The 21301-nt window shown below is 59.5% G+C and carries 15 protein-coding genes and 1 pseudogene; 11 read left to right on the plus strand and 5 right to left on the minus strand.

What is annotated here, in order from left to right:
- Positions 1-202: 202 nt before the first annotated feature.
- The 3 genes from ACQKRQ_RS26050 to ACQKRQ_RS26060 form a co-directional block, all read right to left on the minus strand.
- Positions 203-478, minus strand: coding sequence for a hypothetical protein (locus ACQKRQ_RS26050; RefSeq protein WP_427480924.1), 276 nt, complete (start codon positions 476-478; stop codon positions 203-205).
- Between the two features lie 398 nt (positions 479-876).
- Positions 877-2247: an O-antigen ligase family protein gene (locus ACQKRQ_RS26055; protein WP_427480367.1), complete on the minus strand. Its 1371-nt coding sequence runs from the start codon at positions 2245-2247 to the stop codon at positions 877-879.
- Positions 2248-2772: 525 nt separating this feature from the next.
- On the minus strand, positions 2773-3012 hold the full coding sequence (locus tag ACQKRQ_RS26060) for a hypothetical protein (RefSeq protein WP_408292079.1): 240 nt from the start codon (positions 3010-3012) through the stop codon (positions 2773-2775).
- Positions 3013-4634: 1622 nt separating this feature from the next.
- Between ACQKRQ_RS26060 and ACQKRQ_RS26065 the strand changes: the two genes are divergently transcribed.
- The gene (locus tag ACQKRQ_RS26065) at positions 4635-6977 is read left to right on the plus strand and encodes a S53 family peptidase (protein WP_427480369.1); all 2343 of its coding nucleotides are present in this window, start codon (positions 4635-4637) and stop codon (positions 6975-6977) included.
- Positions 6978-7559: 582 nt separating this feature from the next.
- On the opposite strand, the gene ACQKRQ_RS26070 is transcribed toward ACQKRQ_RS26065, so the two are convergent.
- Positions 7560-9773 carry a N,N-dimethylformamidase beta subunit family domain-containing protein gene (locus ACQKRQ_RS26070; RefSeq protein WP_427480371.1) on the minus strand — a complete coding sequence of 738 codons (2214 nt, stop codon included), beginning with the start codon at positions 9771-9773 and terminating at the stop codon, positions 7560-7562.
- Positions 9774-9935: 162 nt separating this feature from the next.
- On the opposite strand from ACQKRQ_RS26070, the gene ACQKRQ_RS26075 reads away from it, so the two are divergent.
- The 8 genes and pseudogenes from ACQKRQ_RS26075 to ACQKRQ_RS26110 all read left to right on the plus strand — a co-directional run bounded on the left by ACQKRQ_RS26075 (position 9936) and on the right by ACQKRQ_RS26110 (position 18473).
- A complete protein-coding gene (locus ACQKRQ_RS26075; protein WP_427480373.1) occupies positions 9936-11057 on the plus strand; it encodes a branched-chain amino acid ABC transporter substrate-binding protein in 1122 nt (373 codons plus the stop codon).
- A gap of 35 nt (positions 11058-11092) precedes the next feature.
- Positions 11093-12100, plus strand: a complete 1008-nt coding sequence (gene lhpH, locus ACQKRQ_RS26080; protein ID WP_427480375.1) for a trans-3-hydroxy-L-proline dehydratase — start codon at positions 11093-11095, stop codon at positions 12098-12100.
- Between the two features lie 255 nt (positions 12101-12355).
- Positions 12356-13096, plus strand: coding sequence for a FadR/GntR family transcriptional regulator (locus tag ACQKRQ_RS26085; RefSeq protein ID WP_427480891.1), 741 nt, complete (start codon positions 12356-12358; stop codon positions 13094-13096).
- Positions 13097-13171: 75 nt separating this feature from the next.
- Positions 13172-14183, plus strand: a pseudogene (locus ACQKRQ_RS26090) (Ldh family oxidoreductase).
- A gap of 707 nt (positions 14184-14890) precedes the next feature.
- Positions 14891-15328: a response regulator gene (locus ACQKRQ_RS26095; protein WP_427480377.1), complete on the plus strand. Its 438-nt coding sequence runs from the start codon at positions 14891-14893 to the stop codon at positions 15326-15328.
- 27 nt (positions 15329-15355) lie between these two features.
- Positions 15356-16030 (plus strand): HAD family hydrolase, encoded by a 675-nt coding sequence (locus ACQKRQ_RS26100; RefSeq protein ID WP_427480379.1) that lies wholly within the window; start codon positions 15356-15358, stop codon positions 16028-16030.
- Positions 16031-16364: 334 nt separating this feature from the next.
- Positions 16365-17462, plus strand: a complete 1098-nt coding sequence (locus ACQKRQ_RS26105) for an alpha/beta fold hydrolase (protein ID WP_427480381.1) — start codon at positions 16365-16367, stop codon at positions 17460-17462.
- A gap of 84 nt (positions 17463-17546) precedes the next feature.
- Positions 17547-18473, plus strand: coding sequence for an NAD(P)/FAD-dependent oxidoreductase (locus ACQKRQ_RS26110; RefSeq protein WP_427480383.1), 927 nt, complete (start codon positions 17547-17549; stop codon positions 18471-18473).
- 560 nt (positions 18474-19033) lie between these two features.
- On the opposite strand, the gene ACQKRQ_RS26115 is transcribed toward ACQKRQ_RS26110, so the two are convergent.
- Positions 19034-19612: a YlcI/YnfO family protein gene (locus ACQKRQ_RS26115; RefSeq protein ID WP_427480385.1), complete on the minus strand. Its 579-nt coding sequence runs from the start codon at positions 19610-19612 to the stop codon at positions 19034-19036.
- Positions 19613-19873: 261 nt separating this feature from the next.
- Here ACQKRQ_RS26115 and ACQKRQ_RS26120 point away from each other — a divergent pair, with 261 nt between their 5' ends.
- Positions 19874-20650 (plus strand): sulfite exporter TauE/SafE family protein, encoded by a 777-nt coding sequence (locus ACQKRQ_RS26120; RefSeq protein WP_427480387.1) that lies wholly within the window; start codon positions 19874-19876, stop codon positions 20648-20650.
- A gap of 383 nt (positions 20651-21033) precedes the next feature.
- Positions 21034-21174, plus strand: coding sequence for a hypothetical protein (locus ACQKRQ_RS26125; RefSeq protein WP_427480388.1), 141 nt, complete (start codon positions 21034-21036; stop codon positions 21172-21174).
- The last annotated feature ends 127 nt before the right edge of the window (positions 21175-21301 follow it).

Genomic DNA, 21301 nt, shown 5'->3' on the forward strand with positions numbered 1-21301 from the left:
ATGAGATCGAAGGTCTGTGCGTTATCAGGCTTGTATCCGAATCATCGAAGGATGTAGCGGACACTCGTCGGTCTAAGGCAACGCTGAACAAGGCACTGAATTCGCGACGTTCCGACGATTGGTAGTTCGCAAATCGTGCTTGTGCCACTATTTTTTGGCTCTTGCGGGCCTCACGCGCGGGCGCATAGCCCGCTTTCGCCCGTTATGGGCATACCTCGACCATTAATCGCTTGCGCGACAGGTAAACGTTCGCGAGCGCGAACGCCGCAAGGGCACGGTTCGCATTCTTGACCGCGCCGATTTTGAGCGTCATGCCCCGCTCGCTGGACGTGTGTGTAAGCGCCTTGACGGCGTTCCGCTCGCCATTGAGCTGGCGGCCGCCCGCGCGGCGATTCTTGGAATAGAAGTCCTCGCCGAAAAAGTCGACGAGTCTATTCGGATATTGGGAGGCGGGCATAGGACGGCCCTGCCACATCATCAAACACTCGAGGCTTCATTTGACTGGAGCTATAACCTTCTTTCGGAAACCGAACGAAAGGTGCTCAGCCGGCTTGGTGTCCTTCGAGGTGCCTTTACCCTCAAGGATGCTCAAGCTGTCGCTGCATCGGAGGACCTCTCAGTTCACGACGTAACGGAGGCCATCTGCGCGTTGATCGCGAAGTCTTTCGTCACCGCACATCTCGAACAAGGGCATGTCGATTACCGTCTGTTGGAGACCGTGCAAAGGCGGAGAAGCCGCAGGCCACCAACCATGACCGAACTGCCGTTGGACTTCGAGAGCGGTCGTTGCCATGCCGGCGATTCGAATGACGGCAACGGGTCGAGATGGAAGGACACAGCCCGTCTTTTTCACAAACCGCGTCAGTAGTTTTTCAGTTAACTGGCACAGTTCGCATTTGTCTGCGCACCCGACAGGCCCATGAGCCAGCCACAACTGCACCAGAACATCAGCATGGTCGATTCCCACATGAAATCATCGGTGAGGTTCTTCGTGATCATGCCGATGATGAGAGCCAGACCTGCACGATAGAGGAGTGGGTGTGTCTTGCGCGCCACGTAAAAACGGTAAGCGAGTGACGCAAAAACAATGATTTCGAGCGCTAGGCCGACAACCCCAACCTGCAGCAGCGTATTCAGAAACAGGTTGTGCGCGTGAGTCCGCACGTTCTCGTCCAGTTCGACGAGGGTGGAGGGGATCAGGCTCCCGTAGGCAATTGACGGCAGCGGTTTGCCGAAGCCGATACCTATCCAGGGGTGTTTCAGCACCTGACTGCTATAGAAGCTCCAGATTTGCGGCCGGGTGTCGGCGGTGATGACACGGTCCGCTGCGCGTAGCGCCGGAAACCTGGACATTAGTCCAACGTGATGGGGCGGATCGGCGTCGGCCAGGCGCGCCGCGGGGTCTTCAGTATGTAGGGATGCCAGCGTCATACCGATATAGGGCTTGGCCATCGTCGCGGACGTAGTCACCGTCTCCGATCGCGTCGCGTTGCTTGCAACCGTGGCGAGACGTAGCTTGTTACTAAAGCCCGCAGCGATCAAGATGGAAACAAAAAGTGCACTGAGTATGCACGCCGCACGCTTGCGGTCATTTGGCGTATGCGGCCATTGCAATATCACCACGACCGCGGCAAGCGCGACCCAGAAGAAGCGGTTCAGTGTGGCACCACCGATGATGACGCAGAAAAGGATGCCGGTAAGTCCGCGGATCCGTGTATCGGCATTTGCGGCCATGACGCCGAGTGTGGGTATCGCCATCAGCGCCAGGGTGCTGGTGTGTCCAACGCGGGGATAAAAGTGCAGCAGACCAGATTTCGGCAGGGCCGGATCGAGCAAGTGGAAATACGCGACGCTGATGCCCGCAAGAATCAGGCACGCAGCCCATAGGGCAATCTGCAGGCGCCGCACGTGGCGTGGTTGCTGTGCGGTCAGCCAGAACACGTAGAAACCTGTGAGCGGATAGCCGACTTCGTCGAACCACGCGTGTGCACTAATGGCGGGGTCAGCTGACCAGCTTGCTGACATTAGTGTCCAGATTGCCCAGAGGCCGAGCGGCAGCAGGAGTGGGCGCGTATGCGAGTCCTTGAGCAACGATCTGCCGGCACACCACGCGCCAAGCACGACCAGCATCCCGAGATCTACATATTTGATGGCCATCACGTGGTCGAACATCGCCACGAAAATCAGTATGGCGCAACCCACGGACAGCGTTTCCCCGATCCGAGACTGAAATCTCAGGTCATTCATCTCATTTTCTATTCAAGATTGGTAAGAAATTAGAGTCGGGCGGATTGTACGCCAAACGTCCTCGGCCGGTCTGCGATCGGTGCACGAGATTGCACGCTAGTCAAGGGCCAGATGCGAAAGGGCATCGAAGGGAATTAAGCCCGTGTACTCACGGATGACCGTTGGTCCTCAGAAGCTACTGTTCCCGTGTGAAGCATTCGATGGCAGAAGTGGGTCGCCTACGGAAGTTCGTCGTGGGACCCGGTCCAGTCACGTTCCGCCACCGGGAAGAACTGGCTTAGCGAATGTTGGCGCGCAGACTACGTTGAGACCGTCGATATGCGCGCCTATCGGCTTTCCGAAAATGCCAGCAACGATCCTTCGGAGGGGCGTCAGTCAGCCCCATTGATAGCAATCGGACTCTCTGGAACACCTTCAATGCCTCGCGCTGGTTCCGACGGGACGCTAACTCGTGGATATAGGCGGTGGCGGTCGCAGTCTTCGCTCAGAAGCGGAAAGGTGGCTCGCCTGGTGAAAGAAATACACCTACGCATGCCCTCTTTCATGCCAATCATCTATCTCGGTTCGGGCCCGATGCTCAAGCGCACTGAGTGCCATCAGTGGGTCGATTTTGGCTCTTGGAATGACCATTTCGATTGCCGGGGGCGTGCCTTTGGCCTTATCCCCGTCGGTACGTTCAATCACGGCATGGCATACCCACTGAACGCCAAGCTCATCCGCCGCAGCATCGGCGGTCACGCGAAAACCACGATGTTCAAAAGCCACAAACCCTCCAGACACAGAACGAAACGCAAGTTCCTCGACACCTACACGGCGAGGACTGCGGGAAGGCTAGCATGGGGGAACAACCCTCTGCATTGAAGTGCCGAATTCCATTACACACGGCTGACTCTTGTGCAAAAGTGCGCACCTCGCTGAAAGGGAGCGCAGCAGGCGCAAAGCAGAACCACAACTGATCGAAACCATGAAAAATTAAATGAAGATCCGACTCGACAAATGGCTGAAAGGCGAGTTTGACCCGCCGCCAGCAATTTGCACGACGCAGGGGCGTGGCACGATCCCTTGCTGGGTTCGGCGGTAGCGTCCGCCCCAGTAACCGGCCAACCGCTTGTCGAGAACGAACGCTCCTTCCTACGGCGATAGCTGACGTCAGAGCGGGCTCGGTTCTGCGTCAGCTATGTGGCGGATTGCCGCTAACGGCGGTGTCGAGCAGCCGGACGGCAGTTTCCTCGATCAGTGCCCCCACACTCTCGACCCCATTCAGCATCTGTTTCATCGATCGTATCGGTCGTTTCAGATATCGAGTCCGCTTATCGCGACACAGCCGGCGAGGTTAACTACCCTGATAGATATCGCACGACAGGCCCACCACGCACGGTTGGCCGTCTCGGGTTTTGCCTTAGCCATTTCGTCCGCCCGGTTGGGCTCCGTAGTTCCACGTACCGTCGCCCACCACCGGTTGAATCCGCCGCTACTTCTCTGCCGTTCGGAGAATGATCAGGCGACTGTACGCCATCGGCCTGGTGTGGACCAATCGGCGTTTTCCGATCGGTCCCGGACCTCCGCGAAAGAACATGTACCGCGCGAGACGCCCGTGTACTCGGCGCACACGCTCAATGCGGTTGCCGCGCACACGCAAGCCGCCGGATGAGCACTGCGCGGTAGGCCGCGTGAGAAGTCAGCGGCATCAATCCGCCGCGCGGATCGAACGATCGTGTTTAGCGATGCGCCGCACGGCCCTTCTTTTTTAAGGACAATCCCTACTATCCAGACGTGGAAGCGGGGCGCCGCAGGGGCCGAAAATGTGGCCCCGTTTTCGCGCGCTGTATGCGATATTCCCGTCGCATAAAAAATGGTAAGGTCCTCTCACCGTCTGTCCGGCAACTAACCCGCGAATGGCCATCAAGCTTGCTCGCGCGGTGCCGACAGGCCAATCATCGCTTTGTGCGCCCAAACCCTGTATCCAATCTGACGCGAACAACGATGATCCAGCTCAATCGGATTGCTATTGGCCTTGTTGAAACCGACGAGCACGCTCAATTCTCTGATTATGTCGCGAGGCCGGCAGCCCGTTCTGTTTCATTAGGTAAGCGTAACGCGTGGGCAGGCTTGAATCGCTTACGTGGCATCGTCACGGCAATCTGCGCCTGCGCGCTGGTGTCCGGATTAGGCGCATGCAGCTCGCAAGCGCAGACATCGCGCGTTCCACCTTCTGCCCAGCCACCTGCAAGCGTCGGACTCTGGTGCGCCGAACCGCCCGGCTATTACCCGTCCGTACAGACCTGTTCGAGCGGCTGGCAGCGACGCGCGCCCGATCTGCCCGCCTCCGCGGTTTCTCCACCCGTGCTGGTAATTCCGGTCCAGCCTCCCGCAGAAGGACGATCGAAATGAAAACTATCCGACCGGTTCTGTGCACGCTCGCGCATGCCACCCTTGTGACCGCAGCGCTCGCACCGCTACTGCTGGCGGGATGCGGCGGCGGCAGTGACGACTCGACAGCGTCGAGCGGCACGAGCTCCGTGAAGCTCGCCGACACCTCGTCAGCCACGAGTTCGGTGTCGTTGTCGCCGCTGACGAGCACGGTGGCGAGCACGCTGGTAAGGCCTGCGTTCTACACGGCCCCGGTGGTGTTGAACGCGCCTTCCGACATCGACAGCGCGGCGCCTTTCGCGTCGGCCAATCAGCCTCCTGCCGCGCAAGCGTCGACGTCGACAATGGCGGTCGTGTCGCTTGCGCAGCTGACGCCGCAAACGATTGCTCGGTACGCCACGAAAACTGCGCGGGCGGCGTCGAATTCAACGCAGGTGACGACGTATACGCCGGCGCAAATTCGCGCGGCCTATCAGCTACCGCCGCTGCCGTCGTCGTGGAGCAATCTGAGCGCGAGCGAGGCCGCGCAAATGGGCGCCGGCCAGACGATTTACGTGATCGATGCGATGAGCGATCCGAACATCGTCAAGGAACTCGCGGCGTTCGACCAGAAATTCGGCTTGCCGGGCTGCACGACGACCACCATCGCGCCGAACGCGTCGCTGCCGCTCGCGGCCCCTGACAGCAACGCGTGCCAGTTCTCGGTCGTGCACTCGACGACCAGCGGCGCGATGACGTCGAACGCGCCGTCGTACGACTCGGGCTGGGCCACCGAAATCGCGCTCGACGTGCAGTGGGTCCACGCCACCGCGCCGCTCGCGCGCATCGTGCTGATCCAGGCGCCGGATGCGTCGACCAGCAGCATGGCCGCGGCGGTCAATCTCGCGAACGCGATGGGGCCCGGCGTCGTGTCGATGAGCTTCGGCGCCCCCGAAGGCTCGTGGACCGGCTCCGTCGACTCGGCGTTCAAGCACGCGAACATGACGTACGTGGCCGCTACCGGCGATAACGGCACCGGCGTCGAATGGCCGTCCGTGTCGCCGAACGTGCTGGCCGTCGGCGGCACCCGTCTGAGTTACGACGGTACCACCAAGAATGAAACGGTGTGGTCAGGTACCGGCGGCGGCATCAGTCAGTACACCTCGGTACCGGCATATCAGAACACGTCGGTGCCTAGCCTCGGCACGCTGACGAAGCGATCGGTTGGCGACGTGTCGTTCAACGCGGATCCGTTCAGCGGTCAGTACGTCGCGGTCATCACGCCCGTCGCGGCCGCGCCGAGCTGGTACAGCGTCGGCGGCACCAGTCTGTCGACTCCGCAATGGGCCGGCATCGTCGCCGTCGCCAACGCACAGCGGGCGCGCAACAGTCTCGGCGCACTCGGCCTCGCGCAGACGCAGCTGTACGGTACCGTCTCGACCGACGCGGGTCTGTACGCGACTGCGTTTTACGACGTCACTTCGGGCAACGACGGTTACTGCTCGAGCTGCTCGGCCCATACCGGCTACGATCAGCCGTCGGGTCTCGGTACACCGGTGGTCGGCAGCCTGCTGTCGACGCTCGGCGTGTCCAAGGCGCCGCCGCCGGTCGTGTCGGCCGCGACGGTCAAGGGTACGGCGGGCAGCGCACTGTCGTTCACGGTGGCGGCCAGCTCGTCGGACCCGCTCAGCTGGTCGCTCGCGAATGCACCGCAGGGCATGAGCATAGATAGCTCCGGTCAGGTGACATGGGCGCAGCCGGTCGCCGGCACTTACAAGGTGACCGTGACCGCGAAGGATACAGTCACCGGCTCGACGGGCAGCGCGAGTGCGAACGTGACCGTCGTCGCGGCATCGAAGCCGGTCGTGCAGGCAGCGACGATCGTGGGCCAGGCGAAACAGCCGCTCAGCTATCAGGTCGACGTCAGTGCGGCCGATCCGGTCAGGTTCTCGCTCAGCGGCGCGCCTTCGGGCATGTCGATCAGCAGCGCCGGCGTGATCAGCTGGAGAACGCCTGCGAAGGGCACGTATAGCGTCAGCGTCAAGGCGACCGACACCAGCAACGGCAAGTCCGGTTCGGCGACGATGAGCGTGCGGATCTCGTCCGTGGCAACGGGCCCCGCGATCTCGGCTGCGCCGATCAGCGGTGTTGAGGGCCGCGCGGTCAGCGGCGTGATCGGTATCGAGGACCCAGGCGCGGACAACGTGAAGGTCGACATCAAGGGCGCGCCGTCCGGCATGGTGTTCATCGAGAGCGGGCCGGGCTTCGTTGCCAAATGGCTGCACCCGGTCGCCGGAACCTACACGCTAACGCTGACCGCGGTCGATTCGGCGGGGCTTAGCTCGCAGGCAAATCTGGTGGTGACGATCGGCACGCGCTGAGCCGACTCGTCGCGCTGCCGCAACATCGCTGCCGGCGACGTTGCGGCGCGCAGTTGGTGAAAGCGCGGCTTGGGAGTGAGAAGGCAGCGAGTCTGTGGGGCAGCATCGCGGCCGCGCCGATCGGTCCACACCAGGCTGATGACGTACAGTCGCCTGATCATTCTCAGAACGGCAGAGAAGTAGCCCGGAGCCACCTCACCACCGCCGACAGCCGAACGTCCGCAATGGCCGACCACCTGTCAGCGACGATTTTCCTGCAGAGTGACCGCTGTACTTCGGAACCCGACTCTCGGGCTGCGATTGGCTGACCCGCCGAAATGGGTTGGCTACGGAAGTTCGGCCCTGGTCGGCGGCCGCGCATTGCAGCGCTGACATCGTACTTCCGAATTCGGGCACTTAGTGACCTTCGCAAGCGATGCCTCGATGTCCGAAAATGAGCGCTCATCGGCCATTCCGGGAGCGTATCGCAGGCTTCCCATTACACGCCGGCTACGCCTTCAATGGATAGATGTCCTCCGGACTTTGGGCGCGCCCTCCCCGAAATGACCTCGTTTTCCGGCCCCGCATCCAATCAAATTTGCTTTAAGAGCAACTGAGGGAAACGTGGGAGGCCGCTAGAAAACGACGCAAGCAGTTCTCAACAATTTGTGAGACATCGTTGTCGTAACCGGCGCAGTAAAGACTTCCGAGAAACGAGATCGAACCGACGGCGAACAGTCCGCCGTCGCTCGGGCCAAAGCCGCAGATCATGTGGGCTCGAATGCCGCTATGCTCTCTTGGTTTGCCGACCATTCGATTGAAGAGAAGCTCCTCGGGAACAGTCACGAAACTCGCATCGTGATCGTCCGAGTATGCGACGACTGTCACGTAGGCGGGCGTGCCGAGGTCGGTCGCAGTTTGATCAATTTCGAAGCCTGCGGCGCCACCGCCAGACAGGCCAAAATTTCCAAGCGGCTCTCCAACTCCTGCCTTTACACCCGCGAATAGCCAGGCATGTTCCACGGCAGACGAGGCTGGCGTGCGGCGATAGAAAGTGCCCCGAAAGTCTCCCTCCGCTGTAAACCCGACTCCTGCAACTTTTTGCGGCGGCAGTCCGTTTCGCCGCCACATCCCCCCATACTCGCCGTCCAACTGGTTGTAGTATTCGCCGGGCTGACTTTCCCATACCCGCATGCCGGCCTCTGCTCGACGAATCTCGAGCAGATGTGGTGCAGATGCCGCGCGCCCGATCTTCCAGTAGAAACCGTTTCCACCAAGATACATGAGGCTTCCGCCAGCAGACCGGTAAGCCAGGAGCGCTTCCAGCATTCGGCGTGTATGGTATTCCGGGTGCGATCCGGTCAGCACAACATCGTAGTGCTTCAACGCGTCGACGCCGCGATCATCGAGATCCTCATCGGTAACGACATCAAATTCGAATCCTTTTTCCTTCAACCAGTTGGTCAGATGGGAGTCCGCGGAAAAGTGGCGCAGACCTGACCCATGCTCATCAAGGAACGTCAGATAGCCTGGGCGCATAGTGAGAACCGGGCGCAAGCGGGAGGAGAGGCTTATACCCGAAGCATCACTGTGATAGTTGTACGTTGATGCGCCAAATGCGGTTACGACGTCCGGGTTGTGGGGATACGCCCCCCATGTTTTTACCCGAGCAGCAAGCGGCCCCGAAAAATTTCCACGGGCGTTGTTGGCGTAGGCCAGGTAAGTCAGCGTGGGTGCGAGGAACGCAATGCGCGCATGCTTTCCCTCTGACGCAACCGTGACGTAAAACGGGATCGTGTCGACAGCTTCCCCATTGTCCACGCGTAGTCCATAGACGCCCGATGCCATGTCGGCCGGAATTTCCAGACGTATCGATGTCTGCCAGCCACAGTCCGACAGGTCGTCAGAGTGGAACCGGATCGCGGCGTATTCCTCCGGCGCATGCTTCCAATCAGGCTCCCGGCCGGTCCACCCAGACGACCGAACTGCCCTCATTGGTGCGTTCACGAGCGTCAACGGGGCGTCACTATCGAGCCGGTTCGGTACGCTCGTGTGAGCAAGCGTTGGCGTGAAGTCCCAATGCGCCAATAGCGTGTCCTCGCGCCGATCGCCACGTGAATCGTTGCCGGCCGCGCGCAATTCCGGACTTTCGATGAAGCCGTTGTAGACATGCTCCGGGTGTCCCTTCCAGATCGCCGCAAAGCACACGGAAGTGGCGTCGAACGCGTCGGCAGAGAACGGCGCTTCAAGGTCCGCCACGTTCCTGAACGCCTCCTCGCGGGCGTTTACGCCTGAGCTGATTGCTCGAATGTGCCCATCACGGTCGATGGATATCCGCAAATCTGTCCACAAGTCGGCGGCGACAGCTACGCCTGTGGGGAGCTGTTCCCCTGTTGCGAGGCTCTGGAAAATGAGTTCGCCGCGAGTGAGAGTGATCGCCACGCCATGTGTCCCATCGTGGTTCTGTAGAGCGACCAATGTCTGAGGGGAGACGTCCTCGAGCGTGGGCTGAACCGTCAGGTCGAGGTGGATGTGCTGAGCGTCCTTTAGCGCCGGCATTGGGCCATAAGCGCAGGAGCCGGGAAATACCGGCTGCTCCTGTCCAGGGTAGATGTTTTCCAGTTGGATATAGATCGGGACCAGCTTCATCCCAGGCCCGTCAGGGTTTGGGTCACAACAATCTATGCGCTGAACAGTCGCCGTGAAAGCGCGACCGCCGCGCGAACTGATTTTGAACGCCAGTTCCTGACCAGCGTGTGCGCTCCACGGGGTTACGTAGCCGACGATTGCGGGAATTCTGGGGTCTGAAGTATTCATGATCAGATGATCGTTCGTTCTTGCTCGTGGTTGCAGAGCATCACTCTGCAACCGTCTGTGGCCAGGGAAACCCCCTGTGGGTTTTTATTTTTCAATGGTTGCAAATAGGACCAAAAGTGGTCAATATCGAGTCCAGTGTACTTTAACCAGTCGGGGCATGCGATGAAAAAGTTGATCTCTTCGGTAATGACGGTTGCTGCACTCCTTGCCTCCGGCGGCGCGAGCGCCCAAGAGGTTGTTCTTGTTGGCGTTTCTGGGCCATTGACCGGTCCGCAGGCGTCGGAAGGGAAAGACAACGAGAACGGCGCGCGTATGGCGGTTGACGAGCTGAATAGCGCCGGAACGACGGTCGCCGGTAAAAAGGTGACATTCAAATTGGTATCGCAAGATGACCAGGCGGATCCCCGGATAGGGGTGCAGGTCGCGCAAAAACTGGTCGACGCCAAGGTGTCCGCGGTTCTCGGTCCGTACAACTCCGGAGTCGCAATCCCAGCGTCGCGGCTGTACCAAAGCGCCGGCATCCCGATGCTTTCCGTTGCGTCAAACCCGGCGCTGACCCTGCAAGGCTTTAACGAGGTATTTCGCATCGGAGCCAGTGACGGACAACTCGGCGCAGCGATGGCCAATTTCGCCATCGATACGCTTAAGGCGAAGACAGCCGCGGTCATGGATGACCGTTCCGCATACGGCCAGGGCGTGGCTGAAGAGTTCATGAGCGTGGCGAAGGCTCGCGGGCTGAAGATTGTCGACCAGCAGTACACGAATGGTCAGGCCGTTGATTTCAAGGGCGTGCTGTCTCAGATCAAAGCGGCGAACCCCGACGTGATCTTTTATGGTGGCTACGCGTCGCAAAGCGGCCCGCTGGTCAAACAGATGCGCCAGCTCGGCTTGCGGGCCAAGCTGCTGGGCGGCGACGGAATCTGCACGTCTGATATGGCCAAAATCGCAGGTCCCGCTGCTACAAATGCATATTGCTCCCAAGGTGGGGTCTCGCTGGACAAGACGCCAGCGGGTAGCGCGTTCCTGAAAAAGTACAAGACAACCTTCAACGTTGATACGCAGGTGTATGGCGTCAGCTACTACGACGGCATGAAGCTGCTGGCCGACGCTATGGTGAAGGCAGGCACGACAACGGATCACGCGAGGATTGGTGCGCAACTCGCCAAGTCAACCTATGCGGGCGTGGCTGGCGACTACTCATTCGACGCACATCATGATCTGAAAAGCTCGGCGACGACCGTGTACACATTCAAGGATGGCGCTGTCGTAACTTACGGCAACTAAGCAGCCATCGAAACAGTAAGCATGACGGAGTATCTATGCGAATCACCAGAACACTTAACACGATCGAGATGCACACCGGTGGCGAACCGTTTCGCATCATCACCAATGGTTTCCCGCGTCTGGTAGGGAAAACCATCGTGGAGCGGCGGGAGTGGATCCAGAAGCATGCGGATGAGTTACGGAGCGCCATGATGCTGGAGCCTCGAGGCCATGCCGATATGTACGGGGGCTTCCTCACTGAGCCGGTAAGTGAAGGCGCGGACTTCGGGATCATTTTTACGCAGAACAAGGACTACAGCCCCCATTGCGGCCACGGGACGATTGCACTGGCCACCGCGGCGGTTGAACTGGGGTGGGTTGAGCGCACGTCGCCGGAGACACGCGTGGGCATCGACGCGCCCTGCGGATTCCTCGAAGCTTTCGTCCAATGGGACGGCCAAAATGCGGGAAATGTGCGTTTTGTGAACGTGCCGTCATTCGTCTGGAAAAAAGACGTCACCGTTGATACGCCAACGTTCGGGCCCGTGTCCGGAGACATCGCTTACGGAGGCGCGTTCTATTTCTACGTCGATGGTGCGCAGTACGATATGCCGGTGGGCGAAAACAACGTTGACCGACTGAAGCAGTTCGGTGACGAGATCAAGCAGGCTACTAATGCGGCGTTTGACATCGTTCATCCGGAGATTCCGGAAATCAGAGGGCTCTACGGCACGATTATTTCGAACTCGCCCCGTCATCCGGGGTCGACGCAGGCGAACTGCTGCATTTTCGCCGATCGCGAGGTCGACCGATCACCAACGGGCTCCGGCACAGCAGGGCGCGTCGCCCAACTCTACGAGCGTGGCATGCTACCCTCGGATGGAATGCTCGTGAACGAGTCGATCATCGGAACGATCTTCAGGGGCCGCGTGCTGGGCGAGACTAAATGCGGTGAATTCGAGGCAGTGATTCCCGAGATCGAAGGGAATGCGTTCATCTGCGGATACGGTACCTGGTTGATCGACGAACGCGATCCTTTGACCTACGGATTCCTGGTGCGGTAGAGGGTGCAGATTCCAGGCGCGGCTTCCAGCAACTGCCGCGCTGACGTGACATCTTTTGGCCCATCTCCTTGGAGCCTTCGCGGCGCATTCTGTATTGGGATGGAGCCGCGCTTTTTGCCGTGTGCGAGCCACTGGAGACACTTCGAGGGTGGTCGAATCGGGAGGTGGCATCATGTCGCTGCGACGTATGATAATTATCCGTCAATGACAGGTGAACTCCGGCGCATCGGGCGTCAGGAAATAAAAGGAAGTGAGATGGGTACGACACGGCAGGATCTCGAATCGAATTTCAGACCACTACAGATTTATGAGCAGGTCGAGGAGAAGATCAAGGAGGAAATCCGCACAGGACGGTTCGCGGCCGAGTCCCGGCTGCCATCGGAACGCGAACTTGCGGCGCTCTATGGTGTCGGCCGACCTGCGGTTCGAGAGGCAATAGGGGCTCTTCAGAATGAAGGCCTCGTTGTGACGAAACGGAATTCTGGTACATACGTCTCGTCTGCGGCCTCTGAGCGCTTGCTTAACGGCGACGGCGATCATGGAGCTCAGAATGCGGAGCCTGATTTCAGCCCAACGGGAACGCTCGAAACACGATTCATCCTCGAGCCGGCAATCGCACGGCGAGCCGCGGCCCGGGGTAAGCGGGATCGTCTGGCTGAGCAATACCTTGCGGAGATGGAGACGATTCAGGATATTGACAATCCTGAGCAGCGCGCACTCTGGAACAACAGCGACAGAATGTTCCACCGCCAACTGGCGGTAATGACCGGTGACGCTTTGCTCGTCAAGATCGCCGACGAAGTGGCGAAAACAATGGATCAACCGTTGTGGAAAAGGCTGAAAGACGACGGAATCTTCGATCCCTTGCGGATACGCCTGTATGCATCCGAGCATCGACTTATCTACGAATCGATAGTGAGTGGTGATGCAGACGCGGCAGGGTTCTACGTGGAGCAGCACATCAAGCGGGTGAGACGGGACATCGCGCCCAGGTAGAACCGGCGTGGTCCATTACAGAGATCGAACGCGCATGGCCGCGCGGCTTCTGATAAAAGACGGACTTCAGCAGATATGGCAGAAATAGTTCTTTCACTTGATCATTTGCACAAATTGGCCTTTGACGTGCTGGCATCCAATGGCCTCAGTGCGCGTCAATCGGACGCGATGGCAAAGGTACTCGTTGCGGGCCAGCGGGACGATTGCCACTCGCACGGTGTGTGGCGCCTTATTGGATGCGTAAAGACGCTGAAGGTGGGCAAAATCAATGCTGATGCCGAACCGCAGATAAACGATGTATCGCCTTCGCTTGTCAAGGTCGACGCCCGTTTCGGATTCTCTCCTCTCGCTTTTGAGTTGGGGAGTCGAGTCCTCGTCGAAAAGGCAAAGAAATCAGGTGTCGCGGCTCTGGCAATCAACAACTGCTTTCACTTCAGCGCTTTGTGGCCGGAGGTCGAGGCCATTGCCGCTGAAGGCATAGCCGGCACTAGCCATGACGCCTACCCACAGTTGCGTGGCGCCCGCTGGTGGAAACAGGCCGCTATTTGGAACCAACCCGATCGCGTTCGCGTGGCCACGTCCGGGCCCGTTTCCGTTTGTGTTCGACATGGCCACAAGCAGGATCGCCCGTGGCGATATCGAACTGCGCAAGCGGTCTGGCTCGAAGATCCCGACCGACTGGGCGATCGACGAAAACGGCCAGGCCACCGATGATCCCGATAAAGCGTTGCGAGGCGCCATGCTCACCTTCGGAGGCTATAAAGGGTCCGCGCTCTCGGCAATGGTTGAATTGCTAGCTGGCCCGTTGATCAGCGATATGCTCAGTCCGGAGTCGCTGGCATTTGACGAACGCGTAGGAGCGGCACCATGTCACGGTGAAATCATCATCGCTTTCGATCCTGCGATGTTCGCCGGCGCGGACCCTATGGACAACTTGCGACGCGCCGAGACTCTGTTTGAAGGAATCGTGGGGCAGGGCGCGCGGCTGCCTTCTCAAAGACGATTTGATGCGCGGCAGCGCAGCCTTCAACATGGTGTGTCGCTCTCAAAGGAGCTTCACGACGAACTCACTCGTTTGATTTCGTGAGATCTGTCGGGGGCCAGGGCGCATCCAGGCATTACGCTTCAATTGCCACAACTGGTGCGAACAACGAAAGTGTCGGTACGCCAGATTGCGAATGTCCTGTCAGAGATGGCGGATTCAACCGGTGGATGCAATAGTTCGCTGGAATCGTTCGGCGGGCGTCTCGTAGTCCAGCGTCTTTATGTTTGCATCGGTGCTGCGCTGACGCTGATGGAAGCCGAAGTGATCCTCGGCGAGCTCATGCGTCGCTGGCCCACACTCGCCCTCTCGCAAGCTCGCCTCGATGGAATCGCAATCCGGTCTATCGCGGGCTGGAGACTCTCCAGTTAGACGTCCCTATGCCCGCCCCGGTGGGTGGTGCCACGTGCCGCTAGCCGTGTTCACTGGAATGCTAGCGGCTAAAGACGTCGAATGCCCCGCCGCGTAAGGGGAAGGCGCGATCGGCGCGATTCGGTGCCTGTTGCGATGGTGCAACAACGGAGATGAATCGTGTTCAGTAACTCTGCGAGCGTGGTCCTTGGCGGTCTTGGATATCGAATCTCGCGGCGGACGTGATTCGAAATATACGCCACCGATCGCGGGCATGCGAAATCATGGCATCCATCAAGAGCGAGTGGCTTGTGCAAGCCGCGCTCCCGCCTCCGGACATCCTGGTCTTTGCGCCTGGTACGGTTGTTGCGCCGGTCGATTAACCGCTCCGGACGCTTCCAATGCCAACCATTCTCCTGGTCGATAACGAACCCGACGTCCTGGCCTCTATGCGCATGGCTTTGGAATGGCGCGGATACCGGGTACTTCTGTCGGAAGACGGCAGGACGGCGCTAGAAAAGGCTGGAAGGAATTTGCCGGACCTCGTTGTTACGGACTGCAGTATGCCCGAGATGGACGGTGTCGAGTTGTGCCGAAATTTCAAGTCATACCCAGCCCTTATGGCAATACCGGTAATTATGGTCTCGGCGGCGCCGCAGCCTCACCAGAAGCCGGCCCTGTGGAACGCGTTCTTCCTCAAACCCCTAGACCTTGATGCATTTGAGTCTACTGTGGGATTGCTCATGTTATCGCGACCATTGCGTGAAACGCTTCGGCCGGTGTGTTCCGATCGTGCAATGTCGCGGTGGCAACCAGTATCTTCGGCATTGATATCCTGACGTAGCTCTCACCTGGAGTAATTCGCCATGACCAAGGCTGCGGTCTTCGACATCGACGGAACGCTGGTCGATTCAGTCGATCTGCATGCGAGCGCCTGGCAAGAGGCGTTCGCCCGGTTCGGGCATGAAGTCACGTTCGAGCAGGCGCGGAGCCAGATCGGCAAAGGTGGTGACCAGCTTCTGCCGGTCTTTCTTTCTTCCGCCCAGCGCGAGGACTATGGCGACGCGTTGGAAGCATGGCGCGGCGAGCGATTCAAAATTAAGTACCTGCCGATGGTTCGCCCGTTTTCGGCGGTGCCGGATTTGCTGCGTCGTGTCCACGACGGCGGCCTCAAGGTAGCGGTTGCGTCGTCGGCTAAAAAGGAAGAACTCGAGATCTACCTGGATATCGCAGGAATTTCGCAGCTGGTCGACGAATCCACGTCGTCGACCGACGCGGAGAAGTCGAAGCCCGCACCGGACATCTTCGAAGTGGCGCTCAAAAAACTGGAGATCGCCGCGACCGATGCTGTGGCGATAGGCGATACCCCATACGACGCGCAAGCGGCCGGGAAAGCCGGGATGCGAACCATTGGCTTGCTGTGTGGTGGCTTTACGGAAGTCAATCTTCGAGCTGGCGGCTGCGTGGCCGTTTACCCTGGCCCCGGGGCGTTGCTGGCCTGCTTCGATGCGTCGCCGCTCGGAGCTGGGGCGCGGTCATAACAATCCCGCCATGAATCCTGCCCGCGCCATCGGAAAATATGCGGTCGATGCTCACCTGTAGATCTGGTTTGGAGGCAGCACGTTGCCGATTTTGCGTGGAGCCTGGCAGCAGATTGAAAATCTGACGCGTATCCGTTGCATGCCGCGCGCAGCGGTCACGGTCGACAGCAGGCCAGCGATCGGTCGCTACGGACGCTACCGCAACGAAAGCGCAGTCGCGGCATGAACGTTGCGCGCTTGAAGAAAGTTGGTAATCCTATATTGGCCAGCGCGATTCAGCGCGAACCATTCAATCGAGTACCTACGCGTTGCGGCAGGACGGCCGATCTTCTCCATGAGCAGATTGTCGTTCGGCCCAGCCATTGAAGGAAAAGTCATGGGTCGCGCGTTCAATAAAGTCGCTGGTTCCCCGAAAACTGTCGGAGCGCTCGCAGCAGCGGCGACTGCCGCAGCCGCCGGTGCGCTGTGGGTTCAGTATCGTGCACGCAAAGCCGAGCGTGATAATCCGCCGATCGGAAGCGTCATCGAGGTCGACGGAATACCGCTCCATTATGTCGACAAGGGGGAAGGCCCCGCCGTCGTGCTTTTGCATGGCAACGCGGTGCTACTTCAGGACTTCGCCGGCAGCGGCCTGATCGACCGGTTAGCCGAGCGGCACCGGGTGATCGCGTTCGACCGGCCGGGCTTCGGTTACAGCGGGCGACCACGCGACCGTCTCTGGACCGCGCAAGCGCAGGCCACGCTCATTCAACAGACGCTCACGCTGCTGGGCGTGGAGCAACCCGTCGTGCTCGGACATTCATGGGGCACGCTGGTCGCACTTGGCATGGCGGTCGGCGGCGCCGCTGGCGTGCGGGGGCTCGTGCTGATCTCCGGTTACTACTATCCGACCGTGCGCGCTGACGTCGCGCTCGCCGCACCGGCAGCGCTTCCCGTGCTCGGGGATGTCTTGCGTTACACCATTTCGCCGCTGACCGCTCGCCTGCTGCTGAAGCGCAGCGTGGAAGTGATGTTCGCTCCGGCACCCATGCCAGCCGACTTCTTCGACGTCATTCCTCGTGAAATGTTGCTGCGGCCGGTGCAGATCAGGGCCGAGGCCGAGGACGCCGCGTTCATGATTCCGGCCGCGGCGCAGTTGAGTGCTCACTATTCCGACCTGAAGATGCCGGTCAGTATTTTTGCCGGTGCGAAGGACAAGGTTGTCGACCCCGAATCGAATTCGGCCCGGCTGCACCAAGCGGTGTCCCATAGCACACTCGTCATTGCGCCCGAGGCAGGGCATATGGTGCATTACGCGCTAGCCGATGAAATCGTGGAGGCAATCGATCTGATGACCGCCCGCCAGAATACGGAGTCGAATGCTGGCGATGCCACCATCAGCGACACGCCATCGGAAACTGAAATGATAGACGACGCGCCAGCGACGACGTGACCCGCAGTCGACGCTCGCTGTCTGCTGCGAGCGTTGGCGGCAGAGGGTTGCGATACTCATTGTGGTCGAAATGGAAGCTTTCCGATGGATGGTTCGATCGATTGTGTAATCGTAGGCGGTGGGCCGGCCGGCTTGACCGCGGCACTCTATCTCGCGCGCTATCGCCGAACGACGAGGGTCTTTGACGCCGGCGAAAGTCGCGCGCGGCTCATCCCTGTTGCGCGCAACGTGCCGGGCTTCCCATCGGGCATCAACGGTGAAGCGTGGCTGGCAAACCTGCGCGAGCAGCTCACGCCGTACGACGTGACGCCCGAACCTGCCCGGGTGGAGGCCATCGAAGCTGTCAGCGACGGTTTCCGGATCGACTATCGTCCAATCGGAGGCGGCGACGCACAAATCGCACGCTCGGTGCACGCCGGGCGTGTTTTGCTCGCCGCGGGCATACGTGACGGGCTACCGTCGGTGCCCAATGCCGATGAGCTGACACGCTCCGGCCTGTTTCGTCTCTGCCCGATATGCGACGGTTACGAGACTGAAGGCAAACGTATTGCGATGTTAGGACCGGCGAAGTGTGCGCTATCGCATGCCATCTTCATGCGGACTTTTTCACGCGACGTGTCCGTGGTCGCGTCCGACCTCGACGCGCTATCAGACGCAGAAGTGGATTCGGCTGCCGCCAGTGGCGTCGGTTTGATCGCGCTATCGAGACTCGACGCACCTCGGGGCGCTGACCAGGCGGTGCTGATCATCGGCGCGAGCGGAGCTATTCACCGTTTCGACTCGGTATATCCCGTCATGGGTTGCGATCCGCGGACTGACGTATTGGGGCTCGACGTGGAGCGTGACGAGGACGGAATGGTGAGAACTGACAAGCATCAGCGTACTAGCATTGAACGGCTCTATGCGGCCGGCGACATCGTCAATACCCTCAATCAGATCAGCGTCGCCTCTGGCGAAGCGGCCATTGCCGCGACGGCGATTCATAAGAGCCTTCCGCACAACGCACGTTAGAGTGCTGACGGAGTGCGCTGACCAGGGCGAATCAGCGCTGCGGCTCTGTGTTCGTTATTTCCGGCGCGATGGTGAAGAATCACCGTCAGGCGGCACGCAGCTTGCGCCACCTCATGCATAGGAAGGCAGCCCGCCTGCCTGAAATACTGTCTTTGGGGTAGGTCATGAAACATGGAAACAGGTCGTTCGTTACTTTGGCGCTCGTCATCGCGTTGTCGTCTGCAGCAAGCGCGCAAGCTGCCGATGGCGCTGCGCGGAGCCCAACATCCGGCGCGGGCGGCGGTTCCACGCAGGCCCTGGGCCAGGAGGACTACGGTTCGCCGGGGGACGCGCGTACCGACGCGGGCGCGGGGACCGGTGCTGGTTCCGGCTCCAACAGTTCTGCGGCAACCCGTTCCAGCAGCGGGAAGACCAACGGGTTAAATATGGGTACAAATAGCGGCGCGAACAGCGACGTCAAAAGTGGACTTAGCCGTTCAAAACAAAACAGTCGCCAGTAAAGATCGTCGCCGCCAGCGCCGGGAGTAGTGGAGCTAAAGCCTCTGCTTTTGTTGGAGCGCTTAACAGGACTGATATCCACGAGAATCCCTTGAAATGAAATGAGAGGTCCGTTGCGGAGCGACCAAACTCCAGGGAAGAGGAGCGGAGGGGCCTGTCATAAAGACGACAGGCAAAGCGGCTCTTGATCGCCGGAATGACAAATTCAGCCAGTGCCTTGACACTGCCCGCTTCGCAAAGGTCGATCCGCCGAGACGCGCATACTGGGGAGCGGGGGGCGAGCCCGCTATAGGCGGCCAGAACGGCAGGGGGAGGGCATTAAATACTTCACCAGTTCTGCGGGCTTCGTCGCGCGCGGCCAGACCGCGTGCAACGAACTCCCGCTGGAGTCGGCGCTTCGCAATACTTTCGCGGAGCGAAGCCTCCATAAACGAAGAAAGACTCTCGTTCTCGTTCAACACTTCTTCTGCAGTCTGTCGCAACTCCAGCTCTACACGCAACGCTGGGATCGTTGCAGTCTTCATGGCAAACCTCCTGTAGTGCTCGCTCGACCACGTGTAGCCGTCGACCGAATGGACCGCAGGGCTACCTGACGAATCGGGTCGACAGTCAGACGAAAGATCAATAATAATCGTTCTCATTGTTTCTGCGATTTACCAGATGTAGTATGTCAACTTTCTCGTTTGTGCGGTGTTGACTGCGGGTCGCCGGTCCGAAAGTGCCGAAATTGTTTTTTTCATCCGCGTCGGTAGTCATTGTTACCAACGCGCCCTCGAATTGGAGTTGCATCCGATGCGGCTTGATCGGACAGTTCTGCCGGAACTGGCGACCGCTTCTGGCGTGTCGCGGTTGAATATTGATCGCCTCAAGGCTTGTAAGGCGTCAGCACAGAAATTAGCTAGATGGTTGGTACTTCGTTAATCAGTGATCCGTGGTTCTACCTTGTGAGCATACCGGCGCTCCTGCTGACAAGCATCTCAAAGGGCAGCCTCGGGCTTGGCCTAGGCGTAGTGGCGGTTCCGCTTATGGCGCTGCACCTGCCGGTGCCCGTTGTGGTGACCCTTCTTCTGCCCATCCTCTGTCTGACTGATCTTGTGACACTGTGGCAGTATCGTGGCGAATGGAGTTGGCCATTGCTGCGTATCGTAGTTCCCGCTGCACTCTTAGGCATTGGACTCGGTGCGCTGGCGATACACCATCTTTCGGAGACGTGGCTAAGACTCGGCGTCGGTATTATCTCGATCGACTTTGCCCGGCGTCGCTGGTTGGAATCGCGTCACTCTGCACGGGAAGTGGACCATCGTTTGCGCCCGGCTTCAAGCGTCTTCTGGGGGGCCGCTTCTGGCTTCACAAGTTTTATGGCCAACGCAGGCGAACCGGCGCTGGCCATCTATCTGTTGCCGTATAAACTCACCAAGCGCTGCTTTGCCGGCACGACGACTGCATTCTTCGCGATCGTCAATTTGGCGAAACTAGTCAGCTTTTCCATGCTTGGGCTGTTCACCCGCACGACATTGCTCGCCAGCCTCGTTCTCACGCCTCTTGCGGTATTTGGCATCTGCGCAGGTTTTTGGCTGAACCGCCGATTAAACGTAACGCTTTTCTATAAATTCGCGAACATCATCCTGTTTGTAATCGGTACGCGACTCCTCTACACCAGCCTCAAGGTCATTCTCTAGCTTTGGTTCGTTGATGATTTCGTGACCATGCTCCTTCGTCTGCGACCGATAAGGAGGAGACCACCGGACGACGAATCCGCCCGACAGCACCGACACGCTCACCCTCGTGGTCCTGTTGGCGCGGATGGCCAGAACGGCCGATGTCGCAACATTCACCGTCACAGATGGAATGACGGCTTACTAAGCGGAGTCGCCGTTTGAGTATCCGGGCAATAGAGTAAGCGAATGACCGCCCATGGCCAACTGTACGCGTTCAGCCTCCCGCACCGTAAGCCGTCGGTCGGAACGACTTATCCGCGCCAGTGGCAGCTTCATGGCGTCTTAACTTAGCGGGTGCAACCGGCCACGTTCGCGAGCGGTTTGCAGAGCGATCTGAAAGGTCGATGTTTCTCGCCAGCGAATTGAAAACGCCGAGCAGCGACTTTTTCAAGAACATCGGCGAAAAGCGGCCGATCGCGAAGGGCCGCTTTCGGGTGTGCTTTTGGCTTGAGTTTGAAAAGAGCGCAAGGCCCGCGTTTGCCTAAGCAGACCGTGTATTCGATCAATTCGATCTGACGCTTCAGCTTGCCGTGGCGCGACGCCCACTCTGCGAAGCTTGTTCGATCGCAGCGATGATGCGATGCGCACACCAGAAGCGCCGCTAGGTTTCCC

Source organism: Paraburkholderia sp. NPDC080076 (assembly GCF_050281145.1).
Classification (GTDB): domain Bacteria; phylum Pseudomonadota; class Gammaproteobacteria; order Burkholderiales; family Burkholderiaceae; genus Paraburkholderia.

What these genes read in the sequence shown, in the direction of transcription:
- ACQKRQ_RS26095 (WP_427480377.1), top strand. Translation starts at nt 14,891, where the DNA reads ATGCCAACCATTCTCCTGGTCGATAACGAACCCGACGTCCTGGCCTCT.
- ACQKRQ_RS26075 (WP_427480373.1), top strand. Translation starts at nt 9,936, where the DNA reads ATGAAAAAGTTGATCTCTTCGGTAATGACGGTTGCTGCACTCCTTGCC.
- ACQKRQ_RS26105 (WP_427480381.1), top strand. Translation starts at nt 16,365, where the DNA reads ATGAGCAGATTGTCGTTCGGCCCAGCCATTGAAGGAAAAGTCATGGGT.
- ACQKRQ_RS26100 (WP_427480379.1), top strand. Translation starts at nt 15,356, where the DNA reads ATGACCAAGGCTGCGGTCTTCGACATCGACGGAACGCTGGTCGATTCA.
- lhpH (WP_427480375.1), top strand. Translation starts at nt 11,093, where the DNA reads ATGCGAATCACCAGAACACTTAACACGATCGAGATGCACACCGGTGGC.
- ACQKRQ_RS26050 (WP_427480924.1), bottom strand. Translation starts at nt 478, where the DNA reads ATGATGTGGCAGGGCCGTCCTATGCCCGCCTCCCAATATCCGAATAGA.
- ACQKRQ_RS26115 (WP_427480385.1), bottom strand. Translation starts at nt 19,612, where the DNA reads ATGAGAACGATTATTATTGATCTTTCGTCTGACTGTCGACCCGATTCG.
- ACQKRQ_RS26125 (WP_427480388.1), top strand. Translation starts at nt 21,034, where the DNA reads ATGTTTCTCGCCAGCGAATTGAAAACGCCGAGCAGCGACTTTTTCAAG.
- ACQKRQ_RS26120 (WP_427480387.1), top strand. Translation starts at nt 19,874, where the DNA reads ATGGTTGGTACTTCGTTAATCAGTGATCCGTGGTTCTACCTTGTGAGC.
- ACQKRQ_RS26055 (WP_427480367.1), bottom strand. Translation starts at nt 2,247, where the DNA reads ATGAATGACCTGAGATTTCAGTCTCGGATCGGGGAAACGCTGTCCGTG.
- ACQKRQ_RS26070 (WP_427480371.1), bottom strand. Translation starts at nt 9,773, where the DNA reads ATGAATACTTCAGACCCCAGAATTCCCGCAATCGTCGGCTACGTAACC.
- ACQKRQ_RS26110 (WP_427480383.1), top strand. Translation starts at nt 17,547, where the DNA reads ATGGATGGTTCGATCGATTGTGTAATCGTAGGCGGTGGGCCGGCCGGC.
- ACQKRQ_RS26085 (WP_427480891.1), top strand. Translation starts at nt 12,356, where the DNA reads ATGGGTACGACACGGCAGGATCTCGAATCGAATTTCAGACCACTACAG.
- ACQKRQ_RS26065 (WP_427480369.1), top strand. Translation starts at nt 4,635, where the DNA reads ATGAAAACTATCCGACCGGTTCTGTGCACGCTCGCGCATGCCACCCTT.